General features: G+C 72.4%; 18 protein-coding genes and 1 pseudogene. 9 read left to right on the top strand and 10 right to left on the bottom strand.

Annotated elements, in window-relative coordinates:
• Positions 1–1,607 precede the first annotated feature (1,607 nt).
• The 4 genes and pseudogenes from EDD29_RS47430 to EDD29_RS37585 all read right to left on the bottom strand — a co-directional run.
• Positions 1,608–3,509, bottom strand: a pseudogene (locus EDD29_RS47430) (alpha-(1->3)-arabinofuranosyltransferase domain-containing protein); the annotation flags it as partial.
• Positions 3,499–4,668, bottom strand: coding sequence for a glycosyltransferase family 4 protein (locus EDD29_RS37590; protein WP_246053203.1), 1,170 nt, complete (start codon positions 4,666–4,668; stop codon positions 3,499–3,501). The pseudogene EDD29_RS47430 and the gene EDD29_RS37590, both read right to left, overlap by 11 nt.
• Before the next feature lie 5 nt (positions 4,669–4,673).
• On the bottom strand, positions 4,674–4,802 hold the full coding sequence (locus EDD29_RS47910; protein ID WP_281280981.1) for a hypothetical protein: 129 nt from the start codon (positions 4,800–4,802) through the stop codon (positions 4,674–4,676).
• A gap of 53 nt (positions 4,803–4,855) precedes the next feature.
• Complete coding sequence (locus EDD29_RS37585; RefSeq protein WP_123668952.1) at positions 4,856–6,358, bottom strand: MmpA family trehalose lipid delivery protein; 1,503 nt, start codon at positions 6,356–6,358, stop codon at positions 4,856–4,858.
• A gap of 123 nt (positions 6,359–6,481) precedes the next feature.
• Between EDD29_RS37585 and pgfA the strand changes: the two genes are divergently transcribed.
• Both pgfA and EDD29_RS37575 read left to right on the top strand, forming a co-directional pair.
• Positions 6,482–7,417 (top strand): cell envelope lipid trafficking protein PgfA, encoded by a 936-nt coding sequence (pgfA, locus tag EDD29_RS37580; RefSeq protein WP_123668951.1) that lies wholly within the window; start codon positions 6,482–6,484, stop codon positions 7,415–7,417.
• An 85-nt stretch (positions 7,418–7,502) separates the two neighbouring features.
• A complete protein-coding gene (locus tag EDD29_RS37575; RefSeq protein WP_123668950.1) occupies positions 7,503–8,618 on the top strand; it encodes an NAD(P)H-dependent flavin oxidoreductase in 1,116 nt (371 codons plus the stop codon).
• 172 nt (positions 8,619–8,790) lie between these two features.
• Here the strand turns inward: EDD29_RS37575 and EDD29_RS37570 are convergent, their stop codons facing one another.
• Genes EDD29_RS37570 through EDD29_RS37560 form a run of 3 tightly spaced genes read right to left on the bottom strand, consistent with a single transcriptional unit; the run spans position 8,791 to position 10,401 of the window.
• On the bottom strand, positions 8,791–9,096 hold the full coding sequence (locus EDD29_RS37570; RefSeq protein WP_123668949.1) for a hypothetical protein: 306 nt from the start codon (positions 9,094–9,096) through the stop codon (positions 8,791–8,793).
• Between the two features lie 27 nt (positions 9,097–9,123).
• Positions 9,124–9,546: a type II toxin-antitoxin system Phd/YefM family antitoxin gene (locus EDD29_RS37565; RefSeq protein WP_211360133.1), complete on the bottom strand. Its 423-nt coding sequence runs from the start codon at positions 9,544–9,546 to the stop codon at positions 9,124–9,126.
• Between the two features lie 42 nt (positions 9,547–9,588).
• Positions 9,589–10,401 carry a crotonase/enoyl-CoA hydratase family protein gene (locus EDD29_RS37560; protein WP_123668948.1) on the bottom strand — a complete coding sequence of 271 codons (813 nt, stop codon included), beginning with the start codon at positions 10,399–10,401 and terminating at the stop codon, positions 9,589–9,591.
• 219 nt (positions 10,402–10,620) lie between these two features.
• Here EDD29_RS37560 and EDD29_RS37555 point away from each other — a divergent pair, with 219 nt between their 5' ends.
• The 5 genes from EDD29_RS37555 to EDD29_RS37535 are packed head-to-tail and all read left to right on the top strand — an operon-like array spanning position 10,621 to position 16,892.
• On the top strand, positions 10,621–12,186 hold the full coding sequence (locus EDD29_RS37555; RefSeq protein ID WP_123668947.1) for an acyl-CoA synthetase: 1,566 nt from the start codon (positions 10,621–10,623) through the stop codon (positions 12,184–12,186).
• Between the two features lie 14 nt (positions 12,187–12,200).
• Positions 12,201–13,130, top strand: coding sequence for a Zn-ribbon domain-containing OB-fold protein (locus EDD29_RS37550; RefSeq protein WP_123668946.1), 930 nt, complete (start codon positions 12,201–12,203; stop codon positions 13,128–13,130).
• Entirely contained in the window at positions 13,127–14,167 is a 1,041-nt protein-coding gene (locus EDD29_RS37545) for a thiolase domain-containing protein (protein WP_123668945.1), read from the top strand. Before EDD29_RS37550 ends, EDD29_RS37545 begins: the two co-directional genes overlap by 4 nt.
• A gap of 2 nt (positions 14,168–14,169) precedes the next feature.
• A complete protein-coding gene (locus tag EDD29_RS37540) occupies positions 14,170–15,327 on the top strand; it encodes a thiolase domain-containing protein (RefSeq protein ID WP_123668944.1) in 1,158 nt (385 codons plus the stop codon).
• The gene (locus tag EDD29_RS37535) at positions 15,324–16,892 is read left to right on the top strand and encodes an acyl-CoA synthetase (protein WP_123668943.1); all 1,569 of its coding nucleotides are present in this window, start codon (positions 15,324–15,326) and stop codon (positions 16,890–16,892) included. The genes EDD29_RS37540 and EDD29_RS37535 overlap by 4 nt, the downstream gene beginning before the upstream one ends.
• Before the next feature lie 224 nt (positions 16,893–17,116).
• On the opposite strand, the gene EDD29_RS37530 is transcribed toward EDD29_RS37535, so the two are convergent.
• Complete coding sequence (locus EDD29_RS37530; protein ID WP_123668942.1) at positions 17,117–18,406, bottom strand: glutamate-cysteine ligase family protein; 1,290 nt, start codon at positions 18,404–18,406, stop codon at positions 17,117–17,119.
• Positions 18,407–18,754: 348 nt separating this feature from the next.
• Between EDD29_RS37530 and EDD29_RS37525 the strand changes: the two genes are divergently transcribed.
• Positions 18,755–19,186, top strand: coding sequence for a Zn-ribbon domain-containing OB-fold protein (locus EDD29_RS37525; RefSeq protein ID WP_211360132.1), 432 nt, complete (start codon positions 18,755–18,757; stop codon positions 19,184–19,186).
• On the top strand, positions 19,183–20,373 hold the full coding sequence (locus tag EDD29_RS37520; protein ID WP_123668941.1) for a lipid-transfer protein: 1,191 nt from the start codon (positions 19,183–19,185) through the stop codon (positions 20,371–20,373). The genes EDD29_RS37525 and EDD29_RS37520 overlap by 4 nt, the downstream gene beginning before the upstream one ends.
• A 118-nt stretch (positions 20,374–20,491) precedes the next feature.
• Here EDD29_RS37520 and EDD29_RS37515 read toward each other — a convergent pair whose 3' ends face one another.
• Positions 20,492–20,974: a hypothetical protein gene (locus EDD29_RS37515; protein ID WP_123668940.1), complete on the bottom strand. Its 483-nt coding sequence runs from the start codon at positions 20,972–20,974 to the stop codon at positions 20,492–20,494.
• Between the two features lie 5 nt (positions 20,975–20,979).
• Positions 20,980–25,866, bottom strand: coding sequence for a hypothetical protein (locus EDD29_RS47425; RefSeq protein WP_246053759.1), 4,887 nt, complete (start codon positions 25,864–25,866; stop codon positions 20,980–20,982).
• Between the last annotated feature and the right edge of the window lie 45 nt (positions 25,867–25,911).

Here is a 25,911-nt window from a genome sequence, read left to right as displayed (position 1 = left end):
AGGCACAGCCGGTAGAGGCGGTCGGGGCCGTAGGTGAGCTCGACGGTCCCGGACGCGCCCGCGGGCAGCTCCCAGCCCTGCCGCCAGCCGTCCAGGACGACCGGGCGCAGGGTGACGCCGTCGAGGACGGCGGTCCAGCCTTCGTTGAAGTTCTCCGGGACGCTCAGGTAGCCGCCCGTCGTCGTCTGGACCTCCGCGGTCCGGGAGGTCGCCTCCCACCGGGTGGTCTCCGCCGCCTTGGCCGTCGACGCGGCCGGGGTCTGCGCGGCGGGCCGGAGCGCCGCCGTCGCGACGAGGAAGGAGCCCGGCTCAAGGGCGAGGGTCCGCTCCCCGGCCTTGAGCGGGACCGTGCGGCAGGAGACGAAGCGGACCGACCGTCCGGCGAGGACGTCGGCGGCGGGTGCGTCGACGAGCCTTGTCCGGACCCGGGAGCCGTCAAGGGTGAAGGTCGGCCCGGAGCCGCAAGAATCCGGGACCGCTTTCGGGGTCGCCAGCGTCGGCAGCCCTGGGCCGGTCACTTCCGCGATCTGGATCGCGGGCGCACCGGGGAACTCGAGGGTGAGCGTCCTGGTCCGGATCGGGGCGAACCGGACGACGCCCTTGGCCGAGATGAGCGCCTCCTGGGCCTCGCCGTCATCGCCGGTGACCGTCACCCGGGTGATGCCGCGCTCGGCGGCGAAGTCGAACCGCAGCTCCGAAAGCGTGACCGGGGAAGCGAACTCGCGCGTCAGCGAAGGGTCCTCGTCGCCGAGCTCGGCGGTCCAGGCGGTGGCCGGGTCGCCGTCGAAGGCGGATCTCGGCTGGGCCGGCGCGTCGTCGACGAGGGTGGAGGAGGCCCGGACGCCGTCGGCGCCGGTGTACTCCGCGACGAGCCCGGGGTCGGAGACGATCGCACCGCCCGTCAGCCGGGTCTCGCCGCCGAGGTGCGTGAAGGTGCGGACGAACCCGCCGCCCTCCTCGCCCTGGGCGGCGAGGTACCCCGAGCACACCCAGCCCTCGGAGCCCTGCATGCAGCCGGGCGTGTACCCGTTCAGGCCGGTGAACACGACCGTCGAGCCGCTGCGGGGCAGCGCGATCGCCCGCTGCGGCGTCACCCCGGGCACGCGCAGCTCGGTGATCGCCGCCCGGGTGCCGAGGGGGAACGGGTTCTTCGTCCGGATCGCCGCGATCTCGATCCGCAGCCGGGTCGTCGGCCCCTCGGGGACCTTGAGCCGTTGCGACCTGCGGGTCTTGCGGACGTCCTGGGTGAGGCTTCCCGCGTCGGTCTCGACGGTCACCCGCGACACCGAGGGCCCGAGCAGATCGCTGACGGCGAAGGCCACATCGACCGTCGAAGGGGTCCTGGCCCGCTCGAACCCGACCTCCAGCCACTCGCCGACCGCGCCGCCCCAGCCCGCGGAGGTCCACTGGGTGCCCGGGTCGCCGTCGAGGGCGGCGAAGGCGTGCTGGGACATGAGCCCGGCGCCGAGCGAGGCCCCGGCGTCGGCGGCGCTGGTGGAGGCGGTGACGTCGCGGATGCCGGAGTACGCGGCGACGGACTGGTCGTCGGCCCAGCCGGGCTCGGTGAAGTCCTTGGTGGGGGTGGTTCCGAGGTACTCCTGGTCGGCGGTCATCGTCGGGGAGACCCCGCCGCGCAGGTCGGAGAAGGACAGCTCGCGGCGGCGCAGCGTGTCGGAGGCGACGTCCGTGCCTTCGCCGGCGTTGAGCACGATCGGGCGGCCGTCGTCGAGCAGGCCCTCGTCGGCGAGCGCCAGGAGCGCCTCGGGGCCGCCGGAGACGCGCAGGGGCGCGCCCTCCAGGACCGTCGCGCGCGAGGCGGCGGCGGGGATCTCGTAGACCTCGACGGCCGGGTAGCGCTGGTCGAAGGAGTTCGTCGCGCTGGTGAACTTCTGGCCCTGGTCCTTGCCGAAGGACGCGGCGAGCCTCACCTCCGGCATCGCGGCGATCGCGTCGTGCACCCGGGCGGGCCAGGCGCCGCCGAGGACGCCCCGCTCGACGTCGTTGCGGACGAACAGGTACCGCACGCCCATCCGGGCCAGGACCTGGGCCAGGCCGGGGGAGCCCCGGCCGGAGGCGAACCGCTCGTCGAACGTCTGGAGCAGCCGGGCGAGGCCGACCGACCCGGCCGGGGCGACCATCCGGCCCGCCCAGCGCCCGTCGAGGAGCGACTGGAGCGGGTCGTCCATCATCCGGCCGTAGGTGTACTGGCCGAACTGCTGGCCCGGGACGGACAGGACGGTCCCGTCCCGGTCGTTGAGCCAGTCGGCGGCCTGTCGCATGTACCCCGGGACGTTCACGGGCGCCTCGGGGATGGCGAGTCCGGGCGTCAAGGCAGGGAGCGCGGAGGCCGCGACGAGCACGGTGGCGACCCGGCGCCAGGGCACGGAGACCGCCAGGGAGGCGAGGCCGAGGACGACGGGGAGGCGGATCAGCGCGTCGAACTTGTGGAGGTTGCGGAGCGGGCCGAGTGGGCCGTCGAGGAGGTCGCGGACCTCGCCGGAGAACAGGGTCCCGGTGTGCCCGGCGACGACGACGGCGAGGCCGAGCAGCAGGGTCGAGGCGAGGAAGACCCGGTGCCGCGAGCGCCGGATCCCCAGCACGCCGAGCCCGGCGACGAGCCCCGTGGCCAGGATCAGCCACCAGCTCCCGGCGAGCTGGTTCCCGGCGGGCCACCACGGGCTGAACCCGCCCGGAAGGTAGGCCCCCCACTGCGAAGCGCCGCGCAGCGCGTTGGGCAGGGAGGTGATCGCCGTGGTCGTGGCGGAGGTCTCGGTGTAGGGCAGGAACGGGAAGACGTACCGGCCCATGAGGAAGGTCGGCATCAGCCACCAGAAGGAGGCCGCGGCCGTCAGCGGCAGCCACCAGAGCAGGAGGCGCCGCCGGTAGAAGAGCAGATAGAGGCCGGGGACAAGGAGGACCGCGAATACCGCCGTCGCGTTGATGCCGCCGCAGGCCACGACAGCCAGCGCGGAAAGGGCGGCCGCCCTGCGCGGCGACCGTACGGTGACCAGGGGCAGCAGGATCCAGGGCAGGACCGCGGTGGGCCAGAACTCCGCGGAGTTGATCCCGACCAGGGTCTGCGCGCGCGGCGCGAGCGCGTAGGCGAACGCCGCGACGAGCTGGGCGCCCGGCCCGCCGAGGCCGAGCGCGCGGGTGAGCCGCAGGACGCCGAAGTAGGCGGTGCACAGGACGAGGGCCAGCCAGAGCCGCTGGGTGATCCACGGCGCCATCCGCACCGCGTCGCCGAGCAGGTAGAACGGGCCCATCGGGAAGAAGTAGCCGTACGCCTGGTTCTGAACCTGGCCGAAGGCGCCCGACGGGTCCCACAGGTGCAGGGCCCGGCCGAGGAAGCCGCCGGGGTTCAGCGCCATGTCGAGCTTGGTGTCCGGGATGATCCGGCCCGGCGCGGAGACGAACGCCAGCGTCGTCAGGACCAGGGCGCCGACCCAGGTGTGGACCTTCTCGCGCGCGGTGCGCGTGGCGGATCCGGCGCGAGCGTCAGAAGGCATCGAGGTCGTCCATGATCAGGCGGTGCATGCGCGCACCGCTCTCCGCCCAGGTGAACCGGCCCGCCCAGCCCCGGCAGGCGGCGTGGAACCGGGGGCCGTGCGCCTGGAGCTCGGCCAGGGCGCGGCGGACGGCGTCGGCGAGGTCCTCGCCGGGCCTGGCGAGCCAGCCGGTCTCACCGTCGCGGATCGCGTCGCGCAGGCCCTCGACGTCGTAGGAGACCGTCGGGACGCCGTACGCGGCGGCCTCGACGACGGACAGGCCCCAGCCCTCGTAGCGGGACGCGGACAGGTGCAGGTCCGCGCCCGCGAGGAGGGCGTCCTTGGCGGGCTCGGGCAGGTAGCCGTGCAGCGTCACGTGGCCGGCGAGGCCCAGCTCGTCGATCCGGGCGGCGAGCGCGGCGTGCTCCGGGCCGCGTCCCACGATGTGCAGGTGGACGCCGGGGTGGTCGGCGCGCAGCGCGGCGGTGGCCTCGATCAGCCGGTCCACCCGCTTGTGCGCGACGAGCCTGCCGACGGTGACGAGTGAAGGGTCCCCGGCAGAGGTGCCGCGCGGAAGCGGAGCAGGGGAGGGCGCGCCGTTCGGGACGATGTAGAGGGGGCCGTCCCAGCGGAGCCGCCTGCGCAGCGCGTGGGCGGTCGAGGCGGAGACGGCGACGGTGGGCCCGCTCCGGTAGATCCTGCGGGCGACCGGCCCCTCGATCGTGCGGCCGACGGCGGCGAGGAACCTGCCGAAGTACAGCGAGAACTGCCGGTCGTGGACATGGTGGACCAGCAGGATGATCTTCGTGCGCCGGGCGAGGGCCAGCGGCGAAAGGAACGGGACGCCGTTCATGCAGTCGATCGCGACGTCGAAGGCGGTCCGGTGGCGCAGCAGCCAGCCGAGGACCAGGGGGTAGCGGGAGAAGGTGCCGCCCCGGCGCACGATCCGGATGCCGTCACGGACCTCGGCGCGGGGCTGGCCCGGCTCACGGCCGGTGACGAAGGTGACCGCCGAGCCCCGGTCCCTCAGCTGCTCGGCCATCCGCCAGGCGTAGAGCTCGGCGCCGCCCGCCGCGCGCTGCCACGGGTCCCGCCAGTTGACGATCGCGACCCGCCGCGGCACGGCCCTTCCATCGAGGGGTCGTGCCGCGTCGTCGACCGTCCCCGATGACAGCGCCAAGGCGGCTAACGCTGGCCGTAGGGGTAGATGTTCAGTGGCCGGGGGTCGGGCTTGGCCGTGGCGGCGTTGACGATGGCCACGGAGGAGCCGGTCGCCAGCAGCACGCCGGCGATGATCGCGACGAGGATGCGCATCGGAGGCCTTTCAGTTGCCCGGAGGGCGCCAGGGTAGAGCCATTTATACCGAATCATCCAGGGTGCTGGAGCTGGAAGACGAGCAGCGTGGGGCCTTCGAACACCAGTGTGGCGCCGGTGAGCCTGGCGCGAAGGGCCGCGGCGGAGGAGTCCTTGGTGATCAGGACGTATCGGTACCCCTCGGCGATGAGCGGAGCGGCGAGTCCGTCGGACGTCTCAAGGATCTTCGCGGCCTTGACGGCGCGCGGGTCCTCGTTGGCCAGGACGGCGTCGCCGACGCGGAAGCCGTCGTGCCAGACGACGTGGCGCTCCAGCATCCGGGGGAGCGGGTCCATGACGGCCCGGCCCCCGTTCCAGTCCGGCCTCCGGTACGCCCCCCACGGGAGGGAGAGGGCGGGGCCGGCGACGGGATCGGCGTTGATGATCTTCTGGGCGGTGCGCCAGTCGTCGGGGAAGTCGACGGAGGACAGCGTGCCGAAGGCGCCCCAGGCGAGGCCGGGGAGCAGTAGCACGGGGATGACGGGCAGGGCGGGCGCGAAAAGGGCCAGCGCCCGGACGGAGGCGAGACGACCGAGTCCAAGGGCGGCGGCAAGGGCGAGGGGTCCCAGGTAGAGCTGCCCGTCGCGCAGGACTCCGAACGCAGGCTGGATCTCGATGAGAGCGCGCAAGGCGGCCCGTCCAGGTGCGGTGATCCCGATGCAGGCCAAGGCGAGTCCCGTGGCCCCCGCGTAGAGAGCGGCCCGGCTCAGGGGCGTCCGGGCGCGGGCAAGGCAGATCAGGCACGCACAGACGAAGACGAGCAGGAGAAGGGCGGGCAGGAAGGGCCCGTACCCGGGCGGGACGACCTCGGCGTTCCAGATGCCTCCCAGGGACAGCAGGCTCCCGAACGTGCCGAAGGGGGTGTCCGCACGGGCCGCGAAGGCGTCCACTCCGGAGGGGTCCGTAACGGTGCCCGAGGCGAAGAGCAGAGCGGGGACCAGATACGGGGAGGCGAAGGCGAGGTACGTCAGGCAGGCTTTCAAGGCGCCCCGCCCGCGCAGCACGATGAGTCCCGCGACCAGGACGAGCAGGGTGAGGTTCATGGCGGCGAACCCGCCTATCGCGGCGGGGATCAGCGCGGCCCAGAGCCCGCGCCGGCGCAGGACCGCGCGCAGCACCCAGGGCAGTCCCGCGTATCCGAGCAGCAGGGCCCAGTGCCCCAGCAACAGCCGCTCGGCGACATAGGGGTTCCACACGTAGAAGACCGCCGCCGCGGCCTTACCCGGCCACGGCCCCGGCACCAGCCGCGCGACGCCCCAGGCCGCGATGACGAAGATCGACAGCAGGATGAGCTGCTGGCTGTACGGCACGAAGGACAGGGCCGCGGCGACGGCGTCGCTGGGAACCTGCCGGGGGAAGCCGCCGGTCCGGCCGAGCATCGCCTCCGTCAGGGCGGGGCCGGGCACGAACACCATGTCGTAGGACAGCACGAACCCGGGGGCGAGCGCGGGGCCGAGGACCAGGAGTCCGGCGCCGAGCCCGAGCAGTGGGGGGAGGGGCGCCCGGCGGAGTGTCACGGGAAGAGAGTAGGTCGGATAACAACTTGTCTGACCCAGGAGTCGCGGATATCCCCTCCGGTAGGGTTACGCCCCAGTAATGCGGGGCTGCCGGGGGCTCCGCGAGACCCGGAGGTGCGGTCGATGCGGCGGGGCGGCTTTCTGCTGGTCATGCTCGGAGCGTTCTTCTTGACGCTCGCACCGCTCTGCCGGTTCTACATCGCGGACAAGGTCGTCGCCGCGCCGTTGGACTTCCAGGAGCGGATCACGCTCGTCGCGCCGGACGGCGCCTTCTACGACCTGGCGACCAACAAGGTCAAGCGCGACCAGGAGGTCAAGGGCCAGATCAGTGTCGCGGGCGACGTCCGCAACGGCACCGATGACGTCCTGGCCCTCATCGGCACCTACTACCTGAGCCAGAAGAAGGGCCAGCTCTCCCTCATCGAGTTCCAGTTCTCGCCCGACCGGCGGACCGGCCTGCTCACCAACGAGGCGGGCGCGATGCTCGACCGCGACACCTCGGTCAAGCAGAGCGGCTATGGCCTGATGCTGCCGATCGGCAAGGTCGAGCAGCGCACGTACCAGGTGTTCGACCTGCCGACCGGCCGGACCTGGCCCGCGGTCTTCTCCGGTGTGGAGACGATCTCCGGCGTCGAGGTCTACCGGTACGAGCAGAAGGTCGAGCAGACCCTCATCGGCAAGTCCAAGAAGAAGGTCGACCCGACCGTCGTCGGTCTGAAGAAGGACGACAAGCCGGCCAAGATCGACAGGTACTACTCGTCGGAGAACACCTTCTGGGTGGACCCGCGCACGGGCATGCCGGTCAAGCTGCGGCAGAACATGGACTCGACGCTGCGCACCGCCGACGGGCACGAGGGCACGTTCGTCAAGGCCGACCTGGTCACCGGCGACGAGGACGTGAAGAAGCTCGTCAGCCGTTCGGAGGCCTACGCGGCCAACATCAGCCGCGTCGAGGTCACCCTTCCGGCCATCGCGTTCGGCATCGGGCTCGTCATGCTCATCGCGGGCGGCGTCCTGTCGCTGGTCGGGGGCTCGCGCGAGGCGAAGGCGACGAAGTAGAACCGGTTCCTTGATCCCGGCGGCCCAGGCCAAAGCAAAATAGAACCTGTTGCAGTTTCTCCCCCGCGCGGCTTACAGTGCGGGGGTGCGGACACGTGTAACCGAACTCTTCGGTATCGAGTACCCGATCTTCGCTTTCAGTCACTGCCGCGACGTGGTCGCCGCGGTGAGCCGCGCAGGCGGCATGGGCGTGCTGGGAGCGCTCTACTTCACACCGGAAGAACTTGAGCTCGAGCTCAAGTGGATCGACGAGCACGTCGGCGGCAAGCCGTACGGCGTGGACGTCGTGATGCCGGCGAAGTACGAGGGCGCGGACCTGGGCGACGCCGAGGAACTGCTGGGCAAACTCCAGTCGATGATCCCGCAGGAGCATCGGGACTTCCTGGAGGGCCTGCTCACCGAGCACGGGGTCGAGCCGTCCACGGAGACCGCCGGGCGCGCCCTGCTCGGCTGGACCGACCAGACGGCGAGGCCGCAGGTCGAGGTGGCGCTCAAGCACCCGATCGCACTGCTGGCCAACGCGCTCGGCCCGCCCCCGGCCGACGTCGTCGAGCTGGCCCACCAGCACGGCGTGAAGGTCGCGGGCCTGGCCTCCAGCGCGCACCACGCGCGCAAGCAGGTCGAGGTCGGCGTCGACATCATCGTCGCGCAGGGCACCGAGGCCGGCGGCCACACGGGCGAGATCTCCACCATGGTCCTCATCCCGGACGTCGTGGACGAGGTCGGCGACGAGGCCATCGTCCTCGCCGCGGGCGGCATCGGCCGCGGCCGTCAGGTCGCCGCGGGCCTCGCCCTGGGCGCCGAAGGCGTCTGGACCGGCAGCATCTGGCTGACCGTCGACGAGGCCGACACCCCCGAGCAGGCCATGCCCAAGCTGCTCAAGGCCACCAGCCGCGACACGGTCCGCTCCCGCGCCTGGACGGGCAAGCCCGCCCGCTTCCTCAAGACCGCCTGGACCGAGGCCTGGGAGTCGGAGAAGTCCCCCGGCTACCTCCCCATGCCCATGCAGTTCATGCTCATCTCCGACGCCCTCCGCCGCATCTCCCGCTCGGGCGACGGCGAACTCGTCACCTTCCCGGTCGGCCAGATCGTCGGCTCCATGAACCAGGTCAAGCCCACCGCCCAGGTCGTCTACGACCTCATGTCCGAGTTCATCGAAGCCACCGATCGCCTCAACACCCTCGTCAACGACGAAGACTGACCCCCCGGTCTTCCCACCCCAAGGCGCCCCCCTCCCCCCGGGGGGCGCCTTTCCGTTTCCTTCCGCGGCCGGCCGCAGAGGGATGCGGAAAGGGCGGCCGCGCGGTCGGCGCGGCCGCCCTTCTTCATGAAGGCGGGACGGGTGCCCGCAGGGGCCCGGTCGGGGGCCGGGGTCAGCGGCGGGTCAGGTAGGCGAGGAGGCTGCCTACGGCCCAGTAGACGACGGCGGCCAGGGTCCAGTTCTGGTAGAGGGCGGCGTCGTGGCCGGAGGGGGTGAAGACGTCGTCGAAGGGTTCGGCGAGCCATTCGCCCAGGTTGAGGATGAAGTTCACCAGGTCGTTGGCCTGGTTGGCGTCGGCCCAGACGAGCAGCATGCCGATGACGAGGACGGCGACGACGAGCCAGGTGATCAGGCCGATCGCGCGGCTTACCGGGTTGGTGCGGCGCTCGGCCCATCGGGTGCGTTCGGTAGCGGACATATCAACCTCCTGTGAGAAGACGTACCGCTACTGGCGCGTAACAACCGGATATGGCCCGACCCGGCCGAAAAGCGAACAAATCGGCTGGGATGTCGATCTAAGGCGAAGAATCGATGCGAGGGAGGGTGCGCGTGTGGTCGGAGGACCGGATGGAGCCGGTGTTCTGCTGCGCCCTCTCGCGGACCGGGACGAGTGATGATCTCGTCGAGATCCTCGGTGACGCGGTCCAGGGCCGCGGCCAGGTTCGAGCGGAACTCGCTCGCGGACATCGGATGCATGAACCCTCCCCTCCGGGCAAGGCAAGCTCTCTATGGAGGCGGCGAGACGGCGGGCATTAGCCGGGATGCCGAGCAGGAACGCCGTCTCCTTCAGGGACTCGTACTCGCGCAGGCTGATCACCACGGCCGGCTCGCGGTTGGGCCGCGTCACCGCGTACGTAATCACGTACATGAATGGCAAGCAGCCTGCGGAGGGGGCGCCGGACGGGAGTGGTCAGGCGCCCTTGAAGTCGGCGGGGCGCTTCTCGCGGAAGGCGCGGGTGCCCTCCTTGGCGTCCTCGGAGCCCATGACCTTCCAGCCGATCTCGTCCTGGATCTTGAGGGCCTCCTCCTCGGGGAGGTGGGAGGTCTCGCGGTAGACGCGCAGGATGGCCTGGACGGACAGGGGGGCGCTCGCGGCGACGGCCTCGGCGAACTCCAGGGCCACCTTCAGCGCCTCGCCCTTGGGGACGACCCTGTTGATGAGGCCGAGGGACAGGGCCTCGGCCGGGGGCACCTCGCGCGCGGTGATGAGGATGTCCATCGCGGCGGCGTAGCCGATCTGGCGGGGGAGGCGGATGGCGCTGCCGCCCATCGGGAACAGGCCGCGGCGCGCCTCGAAGAGGCCGAGGGTCGCGTCCTCGGCGACGACGCGGAGGTCCGTGCCGAGGAGGAGCTCGGTGCCGCCCGCGACGGCGTAGCCCTCGATCGCGGCGATGATCGGCTTGGTCGGGACGGCTTCGCGCAGCAGGCCCTTCCAGTGGTAGTTCGTGATCTCCGACGCCCGCTGCCGCACCCGCTCGTCCTGTGAAGGGGTGCCCATCGCCTTGAGGTCCGCGCCCGCGCAGAAGTCTCCGCCCGCTCCGGTGAGGACGCCTACCCGTACGGAGGGGTCCTCGGAGATGTAGGCGAAGGCGTCCGCCATGCCGACGAGCATGTCGCTGCTCAACGCGTTCTTGGCTTCCGGCCGGTTCATCGTCACGATGACCACGGGGCCGTCCTGCTCCACGGTGCAGTGGGCGGTGCTGATCGGCAGGATCGAAGGCATCGTCGGTGCTCCTTAGGGCCGCGGGGGCGGGAACGCGTCTGCCCCGGACGGGCCGTGACAGTCGGATCGAGATCTATAACGAGAACAGATTCTAAGTTCGAGATCAGCAGTACAACAAGAGAAAACATCCCCTTGCCCACTCAAACTAGAACGTGATCTACTCAGGTTCTGGACTTGAGTCTCACAGGCACCCCACCCCCGAGTGCAAGGGAGATGGTCATGGGCACGCTGGGCTTCTGGCGGCTCGCGGAGAAGGATCCGGACTGGATCGCGGCCGTCGACCCCGACGGCACCGAGCACACCGCGGGGGACCTGCTCGCCCGCGCGAACCGGCTCGTCCACGCACTGCGCGGGCTGGGCCTGGAGAAGCACGACGGGATCTGCGGCCTCGTCCCCAATGGGGTCGACGGCCTTGTGCTGTATCTCGCGGCGCTTCAGGCAGGCTGGTACTACACCCCGATCAACTGGCATCTGACCGGCCCCGAGATCGGCTACATCGTGGCCGACAGCGAGGCCAAGGCGTTCTTCGTGCACGAGCGGCACGCCGCGGAGGGCGTGCGCGGCGCGGACGAGGCGGGTCTCGACGCCTCGCGCCGCTTCGCCTTCGGTGAAGTCCCCGGCTTCACCCCGGTCGAAACGCTCGTCGCCGAGGTCCCGGACATCAAGCCCGAGGACCGCAGCAACGGCGCGACGATGCACTACACGTCGGGCACGACGGGGCGCCCCAAGGGCGTGCGCCGCGCGCTGGCCGGCATCGACCCCGACGACAGCGCGGAACTGATGACGTTCCTGCTGACGTTCTTCGGCTACACCCCCGGTCTCCCCGCGGGCGGCGGCCACGAGGCGCACCTGGTGACGTCGCCGAACTACCACACGGCGGTCACCCAGTTCGGCGGCTCGGCCCTGCACATGGGCCACACCCTCGTCTACATGGACAGGTGGGAGGCCGAGGACTCGCTGCGGGTCATCGAGAAGTACCGGATCACCAACACCCACATGGTGCCGACGCACTTCAAGCGGATGCTGACGCTGCCGCAGGAGACCCGCGAACGGTACGACGTGTCGTCGATGAAGTGGGCGATCCACGCGGCGGCGCCCTGTCCCGTCCCGATCAAGAAGCAGATGATCGACTGGTGGGGCCTGTGCATCTGGGAGTACTACGCGGCCACCGAGGGCGGCGGCACGATCGCCTCGCCGCAGGACTGGCTGGACAATCCCGGCACCGTCGGCACCCGCTGGCCGATCTCCGAGCTGCTCATCGTCGATGAGAACGGCGAGGAGGTTCCGCCGCGGATCCCCGGCACCATCTACATGAAGATGGCCGGCGTCCAGTTCGAGTACAAGGGCGACCCGGAGAAGACGGCCAAGGAGCGCCTGCGCGACTACTTCACCGTCGGCGACATCGGCTACCTCACCGAGGACGGGCACCTGTTCCTGTCCGACCGGAAGTCCGACATGATCATCTCGGGCGGGGCGAACATCTACCCGGCCGAGATCGAGAACGAGATCATCCTCCACCCGAAGGTCGCCGACGTAGCGGTCTTCGGCATTCCGAACGAGGAGTGGGGCGAGGAGATCAAGGCGGTCGTCGAGCCCGCCGCCGGCGTGGCGCCCGATGACGCGCTCACCGAGGAGATCTTCGAGTTCCTGAAGCCCCGCCTCGCCAAGATGAAGTGGCCGCGCACGATCGACTACACCGACGCGCTGCCCCGTGAACCCAACGGAAAGCTGCTGAAGCGCAAGCTCCGCGATCCGTACTGGGCCGGCCGCACCACCTCGATCTGAGCCTGGAGTTCCTCTTGCCCACCAACCACGCACTGGAGTTCCCGGGCGGCTACACCCGATCGGTCGGCCCGGTCATCGGACGGTTCCTCTCCGAACTGCGCGACGGCAAGCTCGTCGGCGTCCGGGCGGAGTCCGGCCGGGTGGTGTTCCCGCCGCTGGAGTACGACCCGGCCAACGGCCACAGCGTCACCGACGAGTTCGTCGAGGTAGGTCCCGGCGGCGTCGTCGAGTCGTTCGCCTGGGTGGCCGAACCGCTCGCCTCGCACCCGCTGGACCGGCCGTTCGCCTGGGCGCTGATCCGTCCCGACGGCGCCGACACCGCGATCCTGCACGCCCTGGACGTGGGCGAGCTGGCGCGCGGGGCCGAGGCGCCCAAGCGGTTGAGGATCGGGATGCGGGTGCGCCCCGACTTCCTGCCCGCCACCGAGCGCATCGGCGACATCGCCGACATCCGGGCCTTCCGTCCCGACGTCACGATGATCACCGCCCCGTCCCGGCTGGAGTACGACATCAAGCCGGGCCGCGCGCTCGACCGGTTCCTCGAAGGCGTCTCCGAGGGACGCATCCTGGGCCACCGCTGCCCGGTCTGCGCGAAGGTCATCGTCCCGATGAAGGGCCTGTGCCCCAAGGACGGCGTCCCCACGACCGAAGAGGTGGAGGTCTCCCACACCGGGACCGTCACCACCTTCGCCGTCAACAACCTGCCGGACCCGCGCGCCCCCGAGGTGCCGTTCGTCTCGGCCTACGTGCTGCTCGACGGCTCGGACATCGCGATGGTGGCCCTGGTCTCCGGCATCCCCGCCGACCAGGTCCGCATGGGCATGCGGGTGCGGGCGGTGTGGAAGCCGCGCGAGGAGTGGGGCCGCACCATCACCAACATCCGCTGGTTCGAGCCGATCGACGAGCCGGACGTCCCCTTCGAGTCCATCGCGGAGTACATGTGAAAGACATCGCGATCGTCGCGTTCACCCAGTCGCGGCACAGCGCGGAAGAGAACGGCCTCTCCGAGACCGAGATGCTCCTTCCGCTCATCACCGGGGTCAAGGAGCAGGTCGGCGTCTCACGCTTCGACTTCACCTGCTCCGGCTCGAACGACTACCTGCTCGGCGCGCCCTTCTCGTTCGTGTCCGCGCTCGACGCCGTCGGGGCGTGGCCGCCGATCTCCGAGAGCCACGTCGAGATGGACGGCGCCTGGGCCCTGTACGAGGCCTGGGTGAAGATGCAGTACGCCGACATCGAGACCGCCCTCGTCTACGGGTTCGGCAAGCCGTCGCAGGGTTCGCTGCGCGAGATCCTGGCGCGCGGCTACGACCCCTACTACCTCGCCCCGCTCGGCATCGACGCGGTCTCGATGGCCGCGCTCCAGGCACGTGCCTACCTTGCGCGCTCGGGCGCCAAGGAAGGCGACCTGACGGCCATCGCCGCCCGCTCCCGGGCCGCCGGGCGTGACAACCCCTTCGCCCTGAGCCTTGACGACCCCGCGGCGGACGCGCCTTACGACGTCGCCCCGCTCCGCGTTCACGACGTCGCGCCTGAGGCCGACGGCGCCGCCGTGGTCGTCCTGGCCACCGGGGACAAGGTCGCCGAGATCTCCGCGCGGACCGGGCTCACCCCGGCCTGGATCCGCGGCATCGACCACCGGGCCGATCCGCACTCGCCGGGCGTCCGGGACCTGTCGGTCTCGCCGTCGGCGCGGCTCGCCGGGCAGAAGGCCGGGGCCGCCGGGGTCGAGGTCGCCGAACTGCACGTCCAGTACAGCCACGAGGAGCTGATCCTCCGGGAGGCCCTCGATCTCGGCGACGACGTGGTGGTGAACCCGTCAGGCGGGCCGCTCGCGGCGAACCCGATGATGGCGGCCGGCCTGATCCGGATCGGCGAGGCCGCGGCCCGCATCCACCGCGGCGAGAACCGCCGCACCCTGGGCCACGCCACCAGCGGCCCGTGCCTGCAACAGAACCTCGTCGCCGTCCTGGAGGCCTGACCATGGGCAACCCCTGCGCGATCATCGGGATCGGCCAGACCCGGTACCAGACCAAGCGCCTGGACGTGTCCATCGCGGGCCTGCTGCGGGAAGCCGCACAGCGCGCGCTAGAAGACGCCGCCCTTACCTGGGACGACATCGACTGCGTCGTCATCGGCAAGGCCCCCGACATGTTCGAGGGCGTCATGATGCCCGAGGCGTACCTCGCCGACGCGCTCGGCGCCACGGGCAAGCCGATGATGCGGGTGCACACCGCGGGCTCGGTCGGCGGGTCCACCGCGATCGTCGCGGCCAGCATGATCCAGTCCGGCGTGCACCAGCGGGTGCTCACCATCGCCTGGGAGAAGCAGTCCGAGTCGAACGCGACCTGGGCGCTGACCGTCGGCGGGCCGCACAGCACGTCGCTGGTCGTCGGCGCGGGCGGGTACTTCGCCCCGCACATCCGCGCCTACATGCGCAGGTCGGGCGCGCCCGACCACATCGGGACGCTCGTCGCGGTCAAGGACCGTGAGAACGCCCTGCTCAACCAGTACGCGCATCTGCGGATCCCGGGCATCTCACGCGAGATGGTCGAGATGACGCCGATGCTCTGGGAACCCATCAGGTACCTGGAGACCTGCCCGTCGTCCGACGGGGCGTGCGCCATGATCCTGGCCAGTGAGGACGCCGCCCGCCAGGCGCCGAACCCGCCGGCCTGGGTCCACGGGACGGCCATGCGGTCTGAGCCGATCTTCTTCGCGGGCCGCGACACGGTGAACCCGCAAGGCGGCAAGGACTGCGCGGCCGACGTCTACCGGCAGGCCGGGATCACCGACCCGCGGGCGGAGATCGACGTCGCCGAGGTCTATGTCCCGTTCTCCTGGTACGAACCGATGTGGCTGGAGAACCTCGGCTTCTGCGCCGAGGGCGACGGCTGGAAGCTCACCGAGGCCGGGGCGACGTCGCTGAAGGGCGACATCCCCTGGAACGCCTCGGGCGGCGTCCTGTCGTCCAACCCGATCGGTGCGTCAGGAATGATCCGGTTCGCCGAGGCCGCGCTCCAGGTGCGCGGCATGGCAGGCGACCACCAGGTCGACGGCGCCCGGCGCGCCCTCGGCCACGCCTACGGGGGAGGCGCCCAGTTCTTCGCGATGTGGATCGTCGGAAGCGAGAAGCCATGACCCTCTTCCACCATGCCGACCTCTTCGAAGGCGTCGCCGACGCGCTGCCCGACAGGGTCGCCGTCATCTGCGACGGCGAGAGCCTGACCTTCGGCGAACTCGACAAAAAGGCCAACCGGCTCGGCCACGCGCTCATCGGTCTCGGCGTCAAGCCCGGTGACCACCTCGGGATGCAGCTGTACAACGGGATCGAGTACGTCACCGCGCTGGTCGCGGCGATGAAGATCCGCGCGGTGCCGGTGAACGTCAACTACCGGTACGTCGAGGCGGAGCTGAGCTACCTGTACGGCGACTCCGAGATCGTCGCGCTGCTCTTCGACACCGAGTTCGACGCGCGGGTCGCGGCGGTCGCGCCGCAGGCCGAGAAGCTGGCGCACCTCGTCGCGGTCGGCGGGGCCACCGCGGTGCCCGGCGCGCACGAGTACGACGCGCTCCTGGCCGCGGCCTCGGACGGCCGCGGGTTCGGGCCGCGCACCGAGGACGACCTGTACGTCATCTACACCGGCGGCACGACCGGTATGCCCAAGGGCGTCATGTGGCGCACCAAGGACATCCTGTTCGCCTTCGCCAACCCGACCTACCCCGCGCCGGAGACCCCGCAGGGCTGGATCGACCACGCGGCGGCCAGCGGCCCGCTCGTCATGATGGCGGTCGCGCCGCTCATGCACGGCGCCGCCCAGATGGCGCAGTGGATCGGCTGGTGGATGGGCGCGACCATGGTGTTCGTCCGCAAGTTCGAGGCCGACGGCGTCTGGCGCGCGATCGAGCGCGAGAAGGTCAACTCCCTCACCATCACCGGTGACGCCATGGCCATTCCGATGGCCGACGCGCTGGAGACGAACACCTACGACCTGTCGAACCTGTTCGCCTACGTCTCGACGGGCGCCATCCTGACGGGCGCGGTCGCGGCCCGGCTCGGCGCGCTCATGCCGAATGTGATGATCATGGACAGGTTCGGGTCCACCGAGTCCGGGTCCACCGCGCAGGCCATGCCCGGGTCGTCGCCGGAGAAGGGCCTGAAATTCGCGCCCGACGTGCCCGACATCGCGGTGCTCGACGACGACCTCCAGCCGGTGAAGCCCGGATCGGGCAGCATCGGACAGGTCGCCCGCACGGGATACATCCCCGTCGGGTACTACGGCGACGCCGAGAAGACCGCGAAGACCTTCCCGGAGGTCGACGGACGGCGCTGGCTGCTCACCGGTGACCTCGCGACGGTCGAGGAGGACGGGACCATCGCGGTCTACGGGCGCGGCTCCCAGATGATCAACACCGGTGGCGAGAAGGTCTACCCCGAAGAGGTCGAAGCGGTACTCAAGGGGCATCCCGGGGTGTTCGACGCGGTCGTCACCGGGATCCCCGACGACAGGTTCGGATCCCGGGTGGCGGCGGTCGTGCAGCTGCGGGACGCCGGGACGTCCGAGGCCGACCTCGACGCGCACTGCCGGTCGCTCCTGTCGGGGTACAAGGTGCCGCGGACCTACGCCTTCGTGCCCGAGATGCGGCGTTCTCCGGCGGGGAAGGCGGACTACCGGTGGGCGAAGGAGACCGCGCAGAACGTCTGACGTCCTGCGGTGGTCGCGCACTAGACGTCTGAGGCCTCCGGCGGACGGGCCCGGGACCCTTCTGGGGTCCTGGGGAGAGACGTGCCGTCCGTCGGCCTCGGCGACCGCCCCCCACGCGCCGTTCGCGCCGGCGCCGGGGGCGGGGCCGCGTCCGTCCGCCCGCTCGTCGGTCGCGGGTGGGCGGACGCGGTTTTTTTTCTCGTGGTTCTCCTGGTGCGGCTGGTTCACCGGTAGCGGTGGTCGGCGACGTAGGTCGCGGGATCGTGGGCGTACCTGGCCGGCCAGGCTTCGGCGAGGCGCGCGGCGGGCGGCACCCCGGTCGCCGCGACGGCCTCGACGGGTTCGAGGAACGCCAGCGCGCGCTCGTCCTCCAGGCCCTGGACGACCTGGCGTGCCAGGCCCTCCTTCGCGATCCGGACGAGATCGGCGCAGCGCGTCCGCAGCGGGGTGCCGCCGAACGACGCGGCGGGCCCGGCCTCGGCGACGGCTGCGGTGAGCGCGTCGAGTTCGGCGCGGCCCGTGTCGCGCATGAGGTCGGCGGCCTCGGCGCGGGACGCCTCGTCGTAGAGGAGACCCGTCCACAGGGCGGGGATCGCGGGCCAGTCGGCATGCCCCGGGCCGTCGGCGACGCGCAGTTCCAGGGTGCGGCGCAGCCGGACGAACGGCCACAACGTGGACAGCAAAGCCGTCCAGTCCTCCTCGGTGGGATAGGAGCCGTCGCCGTACCCGTGGTCGAGGAAGTAGCGGAAGGAACGGCCTGGAGGGACGGGCGCCGCCTTCCCCGCGATCTTGCGGAAGATCGGGGCGAGGCCGGTGATCGCGTCGAGGAACTTGTCGAGGTCGAGCGGGTCGCCGAGCGCGTGCGGCAGGTATCCGGTGCGGCGGGCGTCGACCCCCGCCCACACGTGCAGCCGGTGCGACAGCCGCTCGGTCAGCGCGCCCTCCCAGACCGGCGAGTTCACGAACAGCGCCGCGACGAGCGGGGACACCAGGTTGGCCGTGCGGTGCTTGGCGTCGCGGTCCGCGGTGTCGGTGTAGTCGAGCGTCGTCTGCACCGAGAGGATCCGCGACATCGCCGCCCAGCCCGTCGAGCGGGTGCCGAACTCGGCGCGGAAGAAGTCGAGCATCAGCGGGATCTGCGGCTTGGGCGCCCACGTGCGGTGCCCGGACGGGTCGTACGGCAGGAGCGCCCCGGACAGCAGCGCCAGGTCCAGCTCGTGCGCGAGCGCGGCGAGGTCGGCGAGGTCCGCGCGCACCCTCCGGACCAGCGCGACGAGCCCGACGGCAGGAGGCGACCCGTACTCCAGCGCGCATCCGGACTCCAGCATGATCTCCGCCCCGTCGTCCCGCCGGAACCCCAGGATCGACCCTTCCTCGACCACCGCGGTCCCCGGCCAGCGCCGCGCGATCAGTTCGAGCAGTGCCGCGACCCCCCGCTCACCCGCGTACGGCCGCGAAACCCCCGTCCGCGGGTCCACCACCCCCACCTCGATCTCCACCCCCACCAGCTCCACCCGTCCCCGCGCCCCGCGAAAGACCCCCGCGAGCCTTCCCTCCCGCCTTCGGCCGCCCATCTACCCCCCTGCGCTCAGCGGCACGGGACCACCCGTCACACCGGACGCCCCGCATCGCCTCCGGCAGCGGGACGGACGACCGCAAAGGAGTCCTTCCCCATTCCATCTGCCCAAGGAGCTACATTCTGCTTCCCTCCCGGCCTCCGAGCGCGGCGCCGAACCGGGCGCGGGCGCCCCGGGGGACTCGGCGCGGCGTCCTACCGGAGAGGTTCACCCCGGGGTGTTCGGGGCGGAGGGCTTGCGGTTATAGTCAAGCGGTCGCTTGGTTGGTTTTCTGGGAGGTGTCGGTTGGCGCAGAAGGTCGCCGTCGAGGGATGGTTCTCGGTGGAGCCCGCGGCCCTGGTCGGGACGCGGTGCACCGCGTGCGGGACGCCCTACTTCCCCCGCAACGAGATGGCCTGTCGCAACCCCGGGTGCGCCGGGGCCAAGGACGGGTCCGAGCTTGAGCCCTACACCTTCTCCACCCGGGGCAAGGTGTGGTCCTACGCGGACGCGCGGTACAAACCGCCGCCGCCCTACGTCTCACCCGAACCGTTCCGGCCCTACGTGGTCGCGGCGGTCGAACTCGAAACCGAGAAGATCGTCGTCCTCGGCCAGGTCGTCCCCGGCGTGAGCGTCGACGACCTCGCCGTCGGGCAGGAGGTCGAACTCACCGTCGGCACCCTGTACACCGACGGGGACGACGACTACCTCGTCTGGATGTGGAGGCCCGCCGAATGAGCCGGGAGATCGCCGTCGTCGGCACGGGCATGCACCCGTGGGGCAAATGGGGCAAGAACTTCGTCGGGTACGGGCTGCACGCCGCCCGTGAGGCGCTCGCCGAAGCCGGGCTCGAATGGACCGACGTCCAGTACGTCGCGGGCGCCGACACGATCCGCAACGGCTACCCCGGCTTCATCGCCGGCGCCACCTTCGCCCAGGCCCTCGGCTGGTCGGGCGCCCGGGTGTCGTCGAGCTACGCGGCCTGCGCGTCCGGGGCCCAGGCCATCGCCAACGCCCGCGCCCAGATCCTCGCCGGACTCGCCGACGTCGCCCTCGTCGTCGGCGCCGACGCCGCGCCCAAGGGCTTCTTCGCCCCCGTCGGCGGAGACCGGCCCGACGACCCCGACTGGCTGCGCTTCCGGCTGCTCGGCGCCACCAACCCCCTGTACTTCGCCCTCGCCGCCCGCCGCAGGATGGCCCTGTACGGGTCGACCTCCGAGGACTTCGCGCTGGTGAAGGTGAAGAACGCCAAGCACGGCGCCGCCAACCCCAACGCCAGGTACCGCAAGGAGACGAGCGTCGCCGAGGTGCTGGACTCGCCCATCGTCGCCAGCCCCCTGCACCTCATGGAGATCTGCGCCACCAGCGACGGCGGCGCCGCGCTCATCCTCACCTCGATGGAGTTCGCCCGCGCCCGGGGCCTGAACCCCGTCCGGATCGCGGGCCTTTCGACGGTGACGCCGACCTTCCCCAAGACCGTCATCGACCTGCCCGACTTCGCGACCGACGCGGCGATGACCGTCGCCGAACCGGCCAGGCCCTTCCGCGCCGACCTCGCGCACACCGCCTACGAGGAGGCCGGCGTGGCCCCCGCGGACATCTCCGTGGCCGAGGTCTACGACCTGTCGACCGCCCTGGAACTCGACTGGATGGAGGACATCGGCCTGTGCGCCCCCGGCGAAGCCGAGTCCCTCCTCCGCGCCGGCGAGACCGCCATCGGCGGCCGCATCCCCGTCAACCCCTCAGGCGGCCTGGCCAGCTTCGGCGAAGCGGTCCCCGCCCAGGCGATCGCCCAGATCTGCGAACTCACCCGCCAGCTCACCGGCCGCGCCGAGTCCCGTCAGGTCCCCTCCACCCCCACCACCGCCATAGCCGTCAACCAGGGCCTCTTCGGCCACGGCAGCGCCACGATCCTCACCACCTGACCCGCCCCCAGAACCCCGCGCCTCCCCCGGCCCCGCGCCCCACGCCTCGCGCGCCCGAACCCCGCCTCATGCGCGCACCCCTCTCCGCGTCGCTCCACCCGTCGCCTCGCCTCACGCGTCAGAGGGAGTTGAGGTAGTCGGTGGTCTGGGGGTCCAGGGGGAGGTCCGGGGTGTTGGTGCGGATCGTGGTGGTGAGGTGGGTGGAGAGGGTGGGGTGGGCGGCCAGAGCGAGGAGGTCGAGGGTGAGGTCGCGGCCTGCGGAGTCCTCCAGGTGGAGGGTCGGGCGGGGGGAGGGGGCGAACTTGACGCGGGTCAGTTTGGACGTGCGCACCCAGGACGAACCGGCGCGGAACCAGTCCTTTCCGGCGGCGATCGTGGCGATGCGGGACCAGGCGACCAACGCGACGATCGCGGCTATGACGGCGACGACCGCCCAGACCAGCGGGTTCGCCGTCCAGGTGAGATCGCCCTCGGCCAGCGTCAGCAGCACGGCGGCCAGCGCCACGGCGCCCGCGAACGCGGCGAGGAAGGGACGGGGACCGCGCTCGGTCCAGACGACGGCGGGACCCTGGCCGGGCGGCGGCTTCGGACGACGGGACACGGACCTCACCCTGCCAGAGACCGGACGGCGAAGCGCAGACGGGCCTCCACGATGTCCCGCTCGTCGGCGGGGCAGGCCAGCAGGTCGCGGGCACGGGAGACCAGCGGGTCGCCCGACAGCCCGGTCTCGGCGGCCAGGCCCGTGAGGAGGTCGCGCAGTTCGTCGCGGTGGTAGGCGACGATGGAACGGCCGGGCACGAACCCGTCGGACGGGCGCGGCGCGGGCACTCCGGGCGGCGCGGCGGCCGCCACGGGTGGTCGTGCGGCGCCACTGGAGTCCAGCACCGTGAACCGCGCGGCGAGCGCGCCGAAGAACGTCGACGCGGGGGTCAGCGCCCGGTCGGCGGGGATCTCCCCGCCCTCGCCCAGGATGATCACGCGGGGCGCCAGCCACAGCAGGAACAGGGCTTCGGCACCCTCCCCGGCGTGGTCCACGACGACCACGTCGAACGCGTCGGGCGTGGGGGCGACCACGGCGGGCACCTGGTCCAGCGGCATGATCCACAGGGGCAGCGCCTCCGGCGCCGGGCGTCCGCCCGCGCGGCGCAGCGCCCAGGCCCACGCCTCGGCCGCGGCCAGCGCGGTCTTGGCCTCCGCGGCGCGCGCCTCGGTACGGGCCAGTTCGGCCTCGGCGGCCTCCTCCGCCGCGGAGCGGGGCCGGTCCAGCAGGTAGGACGACACGTGCGCCCACCGCCAAGCCGCCGCCCACTCTCCCGGGACGAGCGCGGGGGCCGCCGCGAGCCCCGGATGGACCTCGTGCAGCCGGTTCAGCAGCTCGTCGCAGCGGAGTTGCGCCCGCTGCTCCTCGCGGGCCGTCTCCAGCGCGGCGAGGCACCGCTCGTAGGCGGGCAGATCGCGTGCCGACAGGGCCGCGGCGGCGGCCGTCAGCTCCGGGGGCGCGCCGCCGCGCCGGATCTGGAGCTCGACGGCCTGGCGCAGCGACGCGAGCGCCGCCCACGCCGTCGAGGCCCGACGCCGGATCCGGACGGTCTCCAGCGCGCTCCGGTAGATGATCCACTCCTCCGGAGAGGTCAGCGGCACCGCGAGCCCCGTCCGGTGCAGCAGGCGCGCGGTCTCGGCGATCGCGTGCAGCGCGGCGCGCACCTGGGCCAGCCGCGTGTACAGGCCCGCGAGCTGCGCCACCATGCCGTCGAGCGCCGGGGTCTCGGTCAGCTCGACCCCGGCCGCGGCCCAGGCCGAGACCAGCTCGTCGACGGCCTGCCTGCCCTCCAGCGCGGAGATGACCACGTCGAGCAGTTCCGGCGTGGCCGGCGGCTCCCCGTCGACCATCGCCTCCGCGAGCAGGGGCTCGGCACGGCGCTGCACGCCGGGACGCAACGGGCCGCGCTTCATCGTGCCGCCGTTCGCGAGGTGCGCGCGCAACTCACGGGCCGCCGAGATCAGTTCCCCTTCCGTGCCGGTGGGCAGCAGTACCCAGCGGGCGCCGACCGAGCGCAGCGCGCGGTCGGCCTCCGCGGCCCGCGCGCCGAGTCCGGCGAGCCGTTCCCAGCCGGGCGACGGCCCGGCCATGCCGTCGCGCAGCGCGCGCACGGTCCAGTCGGTGCTGTCCCAGCTCACGCCCAGCTCCATCAGGGCGCGGTGCACCGCGTTCGCGGCGGCCTCCAGCCGGTCCACCACCGCGGGGTCGCGGTCCGCGAGACGCTGGGCGAGGTCCCCGGCCGGATCGGGCGCGGGGACCTGCGCCACGCTGATCAGCGCCCGCACCTGGTCGACGCCCGGGAGCGCGCCCGGCTCCGGCAGGGTCTGCGCGGACCTCGCCTGACGCCGCGGGGTCCGCGCGGCGAGCAGCGCGGTCAGCTCCGCGACCTCCGCCGCGCTCAGCGGTGGTCGTTCCGGCAGCCCGGGGATCACGGGCAGCCAGGGGTAGCCGGGGCGCAGCAGCTCCCGCACTTCCTCCAGCGAGCCGCGATAGCCGGGCCCGAAGTCATAGGAGACATCAGCCGACAATTCGGCCAGAACCTCGCGGAGTCGCCCTACTTCCCGGTCCAGCGCGACGGTCTGCGCGGCCCGGTCCGTCAGCACCCGCTCGTACCGCTCGGGGTCGTGCGCGGCGAATCGCTGCCTGAGCCCCCGCAGCCGCTCGGCGAGATCGACCTGCCCGCCCGCCACGGTCACCGCGAGCCCCGCGAGCTCCGGCGGCAGCGCGTCCCGCAGCTCCCGCGGCCGCCGCGTCACCGCCAGCACCCGCTGCCCCCTCCCCAGCAACGCCGTGAACAGCCCTCCCGCCGCCTTCCGATCCGGCACATGCGCCAGCCGATCCTCCACCCCCGGCCGCAAGAACCGCCCCACTCCACCCGGCACCCCCACCCCGCCCGACGCGCCCCTCCCCACCACATCCACGCCCCCCTCCACCCCACGCCGTCCAACGGCACCACCCCGCGCCGCCCCACCCTGCACCTCCGCATTGCCCCGCACCTCCTCCCCACTAAGCGCATTCGCCTCACCGCGCGCCTCCGCACCGCCACGTGCCTCCGCCCCGCCCCCCGTGACGACCCCACCGCGCACCCGATCCCGGCCATCGCCCTCCACGTGGCCCTGCCCGCCCCCAGGCCCTGCCGCCTCCACCCCACCCGGAAACCCCACACCACGCGCATCCACACCGCCACGGGACCCTCCGCCCCCGGACCGTCCCACCCCCTCACCCGCCGCCGCGCTCCCACCGCTCAGCCCCCCGCCACCCACCCCAAGGTGCCCGGTCGCCCCTCCACGCTCCAAGATCTCGCCGCTCAGCCCCTCCTCGCCTCGCCCGGCACCCCCGCCATGAACGCCCCCACCACCATGCGTCGCCGCTCCGCCCGGCACACCCGGCGCACCCGGCACACCCGGCACACCCGGCATGCCCGGCACGCTCGGCATGCCCGGCGCACCCGGCGCACTCGGCATGCCCGGCACGCTCGGCATGCCCGGCGCACCCGGCACGCTCGGCATGCCCGGCGCACCCGGCGCACCCGGCGCACTCGGCCCGCTCGGCGCGCTCGGCGCACTCGGCATGCCCGGTCCGATCGCGCCTTCGTGTGGCGCCGCGCCGCCGTACTCTCCTGCTTCGCCGCGTTCGGTGACGTTGCCGGTCGGGCTTGTCCCGCCTCGCGTGGTGGGGTCGTCGTGGGGGTCCGCGGCGTGGTGGGTCGCTGCTCCGCTCGGCGGGTTTCCGCCAGCCAGTCCTGGCGCGCCTTCGTGGGCCGTCGTGCTGCTGTGCGGGCCCTCGGATCCGGGCGTCCGGGTCTCGGTGCGGGCCTCGCCGGGCGGGCCTGTGCGGGGCGGGTCGGCGGCGTTGTCGTGCGTGCCGGTGCCACCGTGCGGGGGCAGGTTCCCGCTGCCGCGTCCGAAAGTGTCGGGTGCGGCCGGGGCCGTGCGTCCGAGTGGTTCGGCTCCGGGTCGGGTGGCCGGATGGGTATGCGGCGACGGGGCGTCGCCGGTCGCCGGGAGGCTTCGCCGGGTGAGGTCGTTTTGCGGGGGGACGTCGCTTTGCGCCCATCCGCTCGGCTCCGGGGCATCGCGCGCTTCGGGTCCGCCTCGCCCGATCGCTTCGCCGCCGGGGTGGGCGCCCCCATGTGCCGGCGCCATGCCCGGTCCGTTTCCACCTCCCCGCTCCGCGGCGCCGGAGGGCGCGACGTCGCTGTCCGTGGGCGTGCCCGGCCGGTTTCCGAGTTCCCGTTCCGTGGTGTCGTCGGGCAGGGCGCCGCCGTGGGCCGCCGCCGTGCCCGGCTCGTTTCCGCGTCCCTGCTTCGCGGTGACGGCGGGTGCGACGTCGCTGTGCGCCGTGGGTGTGCCCGGCCCGTTTCCGAGTTCCCGCCTCGCGGTGTCGTCGGGCAGGACGCCGCCGTGGGCCGTTGCCGTGCCCGGCTCGTTTCCGCGTGCCTGCTTCGCGGTGCCGGCGGGTGCGACGTCGCTGTGCGCCGTGGGTGTGCTCGGCCGGTTTCCGCGGTCCCGTTCCGTGGTGCCGTCGGGCACGGGACCGCCGTGCGCGGTTGCCGGGGCCGGGCCGTTTCCGTGGCCGTGCTCCGCGATGCTGTTGGACACGACGCCTGTGATGCCGTCGGGCGGGACGCCCGGTGCGGTGTCGGCGGGTGCTCTGGTCCAGCCCTGCTCTGTTATCGCGCCCTGTGGGTCGGTTCCGTCCCGGGGGGCGGTGGGGTGGGTGAGGGCGGCGAGCATCGCGTCCAGGTAGTCGATGAGGGAGAGGTCGGTGTGGGCGCGGAGGACGAGGGCGGGGGAGAGGTGGAGGCGGGGGGCGGGGGTGGCGGGGTCGGTGGTCCAGTCTTCGCGGAAGGGGAGGGGCTCGGCGAAGGCGAAGCTGCACCATTTGCGCAGGATGTCGGTTGCGGAGTCGTGGAGGGCGGTGCCCTGGCCTGAGCGGACGGCGTCGCGCAGCCAGTCGGTGCGGGCCGCGTGGAAGCCCGGGAGGCCCTCCAGGAGTTCGCGGTCGCGCAGGACGGTCGGGCGGTCGGACAGGACCACGTCGACGCGCTCGGTCTCCGGATCCACCGTGATCCGGACCGGGGTGAGCAGCAGGTGGTCGCGCACCGCGGTGCCGTCCTCGGCGGTCCAGGTGAGCAGGCCGGTCGCCAGGACCAGCTCGCGGCCCTCGGGCACCTCGGCGTGTCCGCGCAGGGTGCGGTACCAGCGGCGCAGCGCGAGCCAGCCGTCGAACTCGGCGAGTTCGGCGGGCGGGGTGAGCGGGATCGGCGGCAGCCCGAACAGGACCTCGCCGGGCCGCGCGTCGGTGTGCACCGTCAGCTCGGCGGGCAGCTCGGCCAGCCAGTGCACCTCGTCGTGGGCCTCGACGTCCAGGACCCGGACCCGTTGGCCCCGGGCGAGGTCGCGCAGGAACCGCAGGAGGTTCCCCGCCTCATCGCTCAGTTCCCCGCGCACGGCGCCTCCTCCCGATCCCCGATCTAACACGCCGCCCCACGAAAC

The organism is Actinocorallia herbida, assembly GCF_003751225.1.
Taxonomy (GTDB): domain Bacteria; phylum Actinomycetota; class Actinomycetes; order Streptosporangiales; family Streptosporangiaceae; genus Actinocorallia; species Actinocorallia herbida.
The sequence above is the reverse complement of the archived record's forward strand: the minus strand, read 5'-3'. Positions and strand labels throughout refer to the sequence as shown.

Coding starts and splice junctions, on each gene's coding strand:
- EDD29_RS47910 (WP_281280981.1), bottom strand. CDS start 4,802: ATGCGCATCCTCGTCGCGATCATCGCCGGCGTGCTGCTGGCGACCGGC.
- pgfA (WP_123668951.1), top strand. CDS start 6,482: ATGCGGCGGGGCGGCTTTCTGCTGGTCATGCTCGGAGCGTTCTTCTTG.
- EDD29_RS37570 (WP_123668949.1), bottom strand. CDS start 9,096: ATGTCCGCTACCGAACGCACCCGATGGGCCGAGCGCCGCACCAACCCG.
- EDD29_RS37565 (WP_211360133.1), bottom strand. CDS start 9,546: ATGTACGTGATTACGTACGCGGTGACGCGGCCCAACCGCGAGCCGGCC.
- EDD29_RS37560 (WP_123668948.1), bottom strand. CDS start 10,401: ATGCCTTCGATCCTGCCGATCAGCACCGCCCACTGCACCGTGGAGCAG.
- EDD29_RS37555 (WP_123668947.1), top strand. CDS start 10,621: ATGGGCACGCTGGGCTTCTGGCGGCTCGCGGAGAAGGATCCGGACTGG.
- EDD29_RS37540 (WP_123668944.1), top strand. CDS start 14,170: ATGGGCAACCCCTGCGCGATCATCGGGATCGGCCAGACCCGGTACCAG.
- EDD29_RS37535 (WP_123668943.1), top strand. CDS start 15,324: ATGACCCTCTTCCACCATGCCGACCTCTTCGAAGGCGTCGCCGACGCG.
- EDD29_RS37520 (WP_123668941.1), top strand. CDS start 19,183: ATGAGCCGGGAGATCGCCGTCGTCGGCACGGGCATGCACCCGTGGGGC.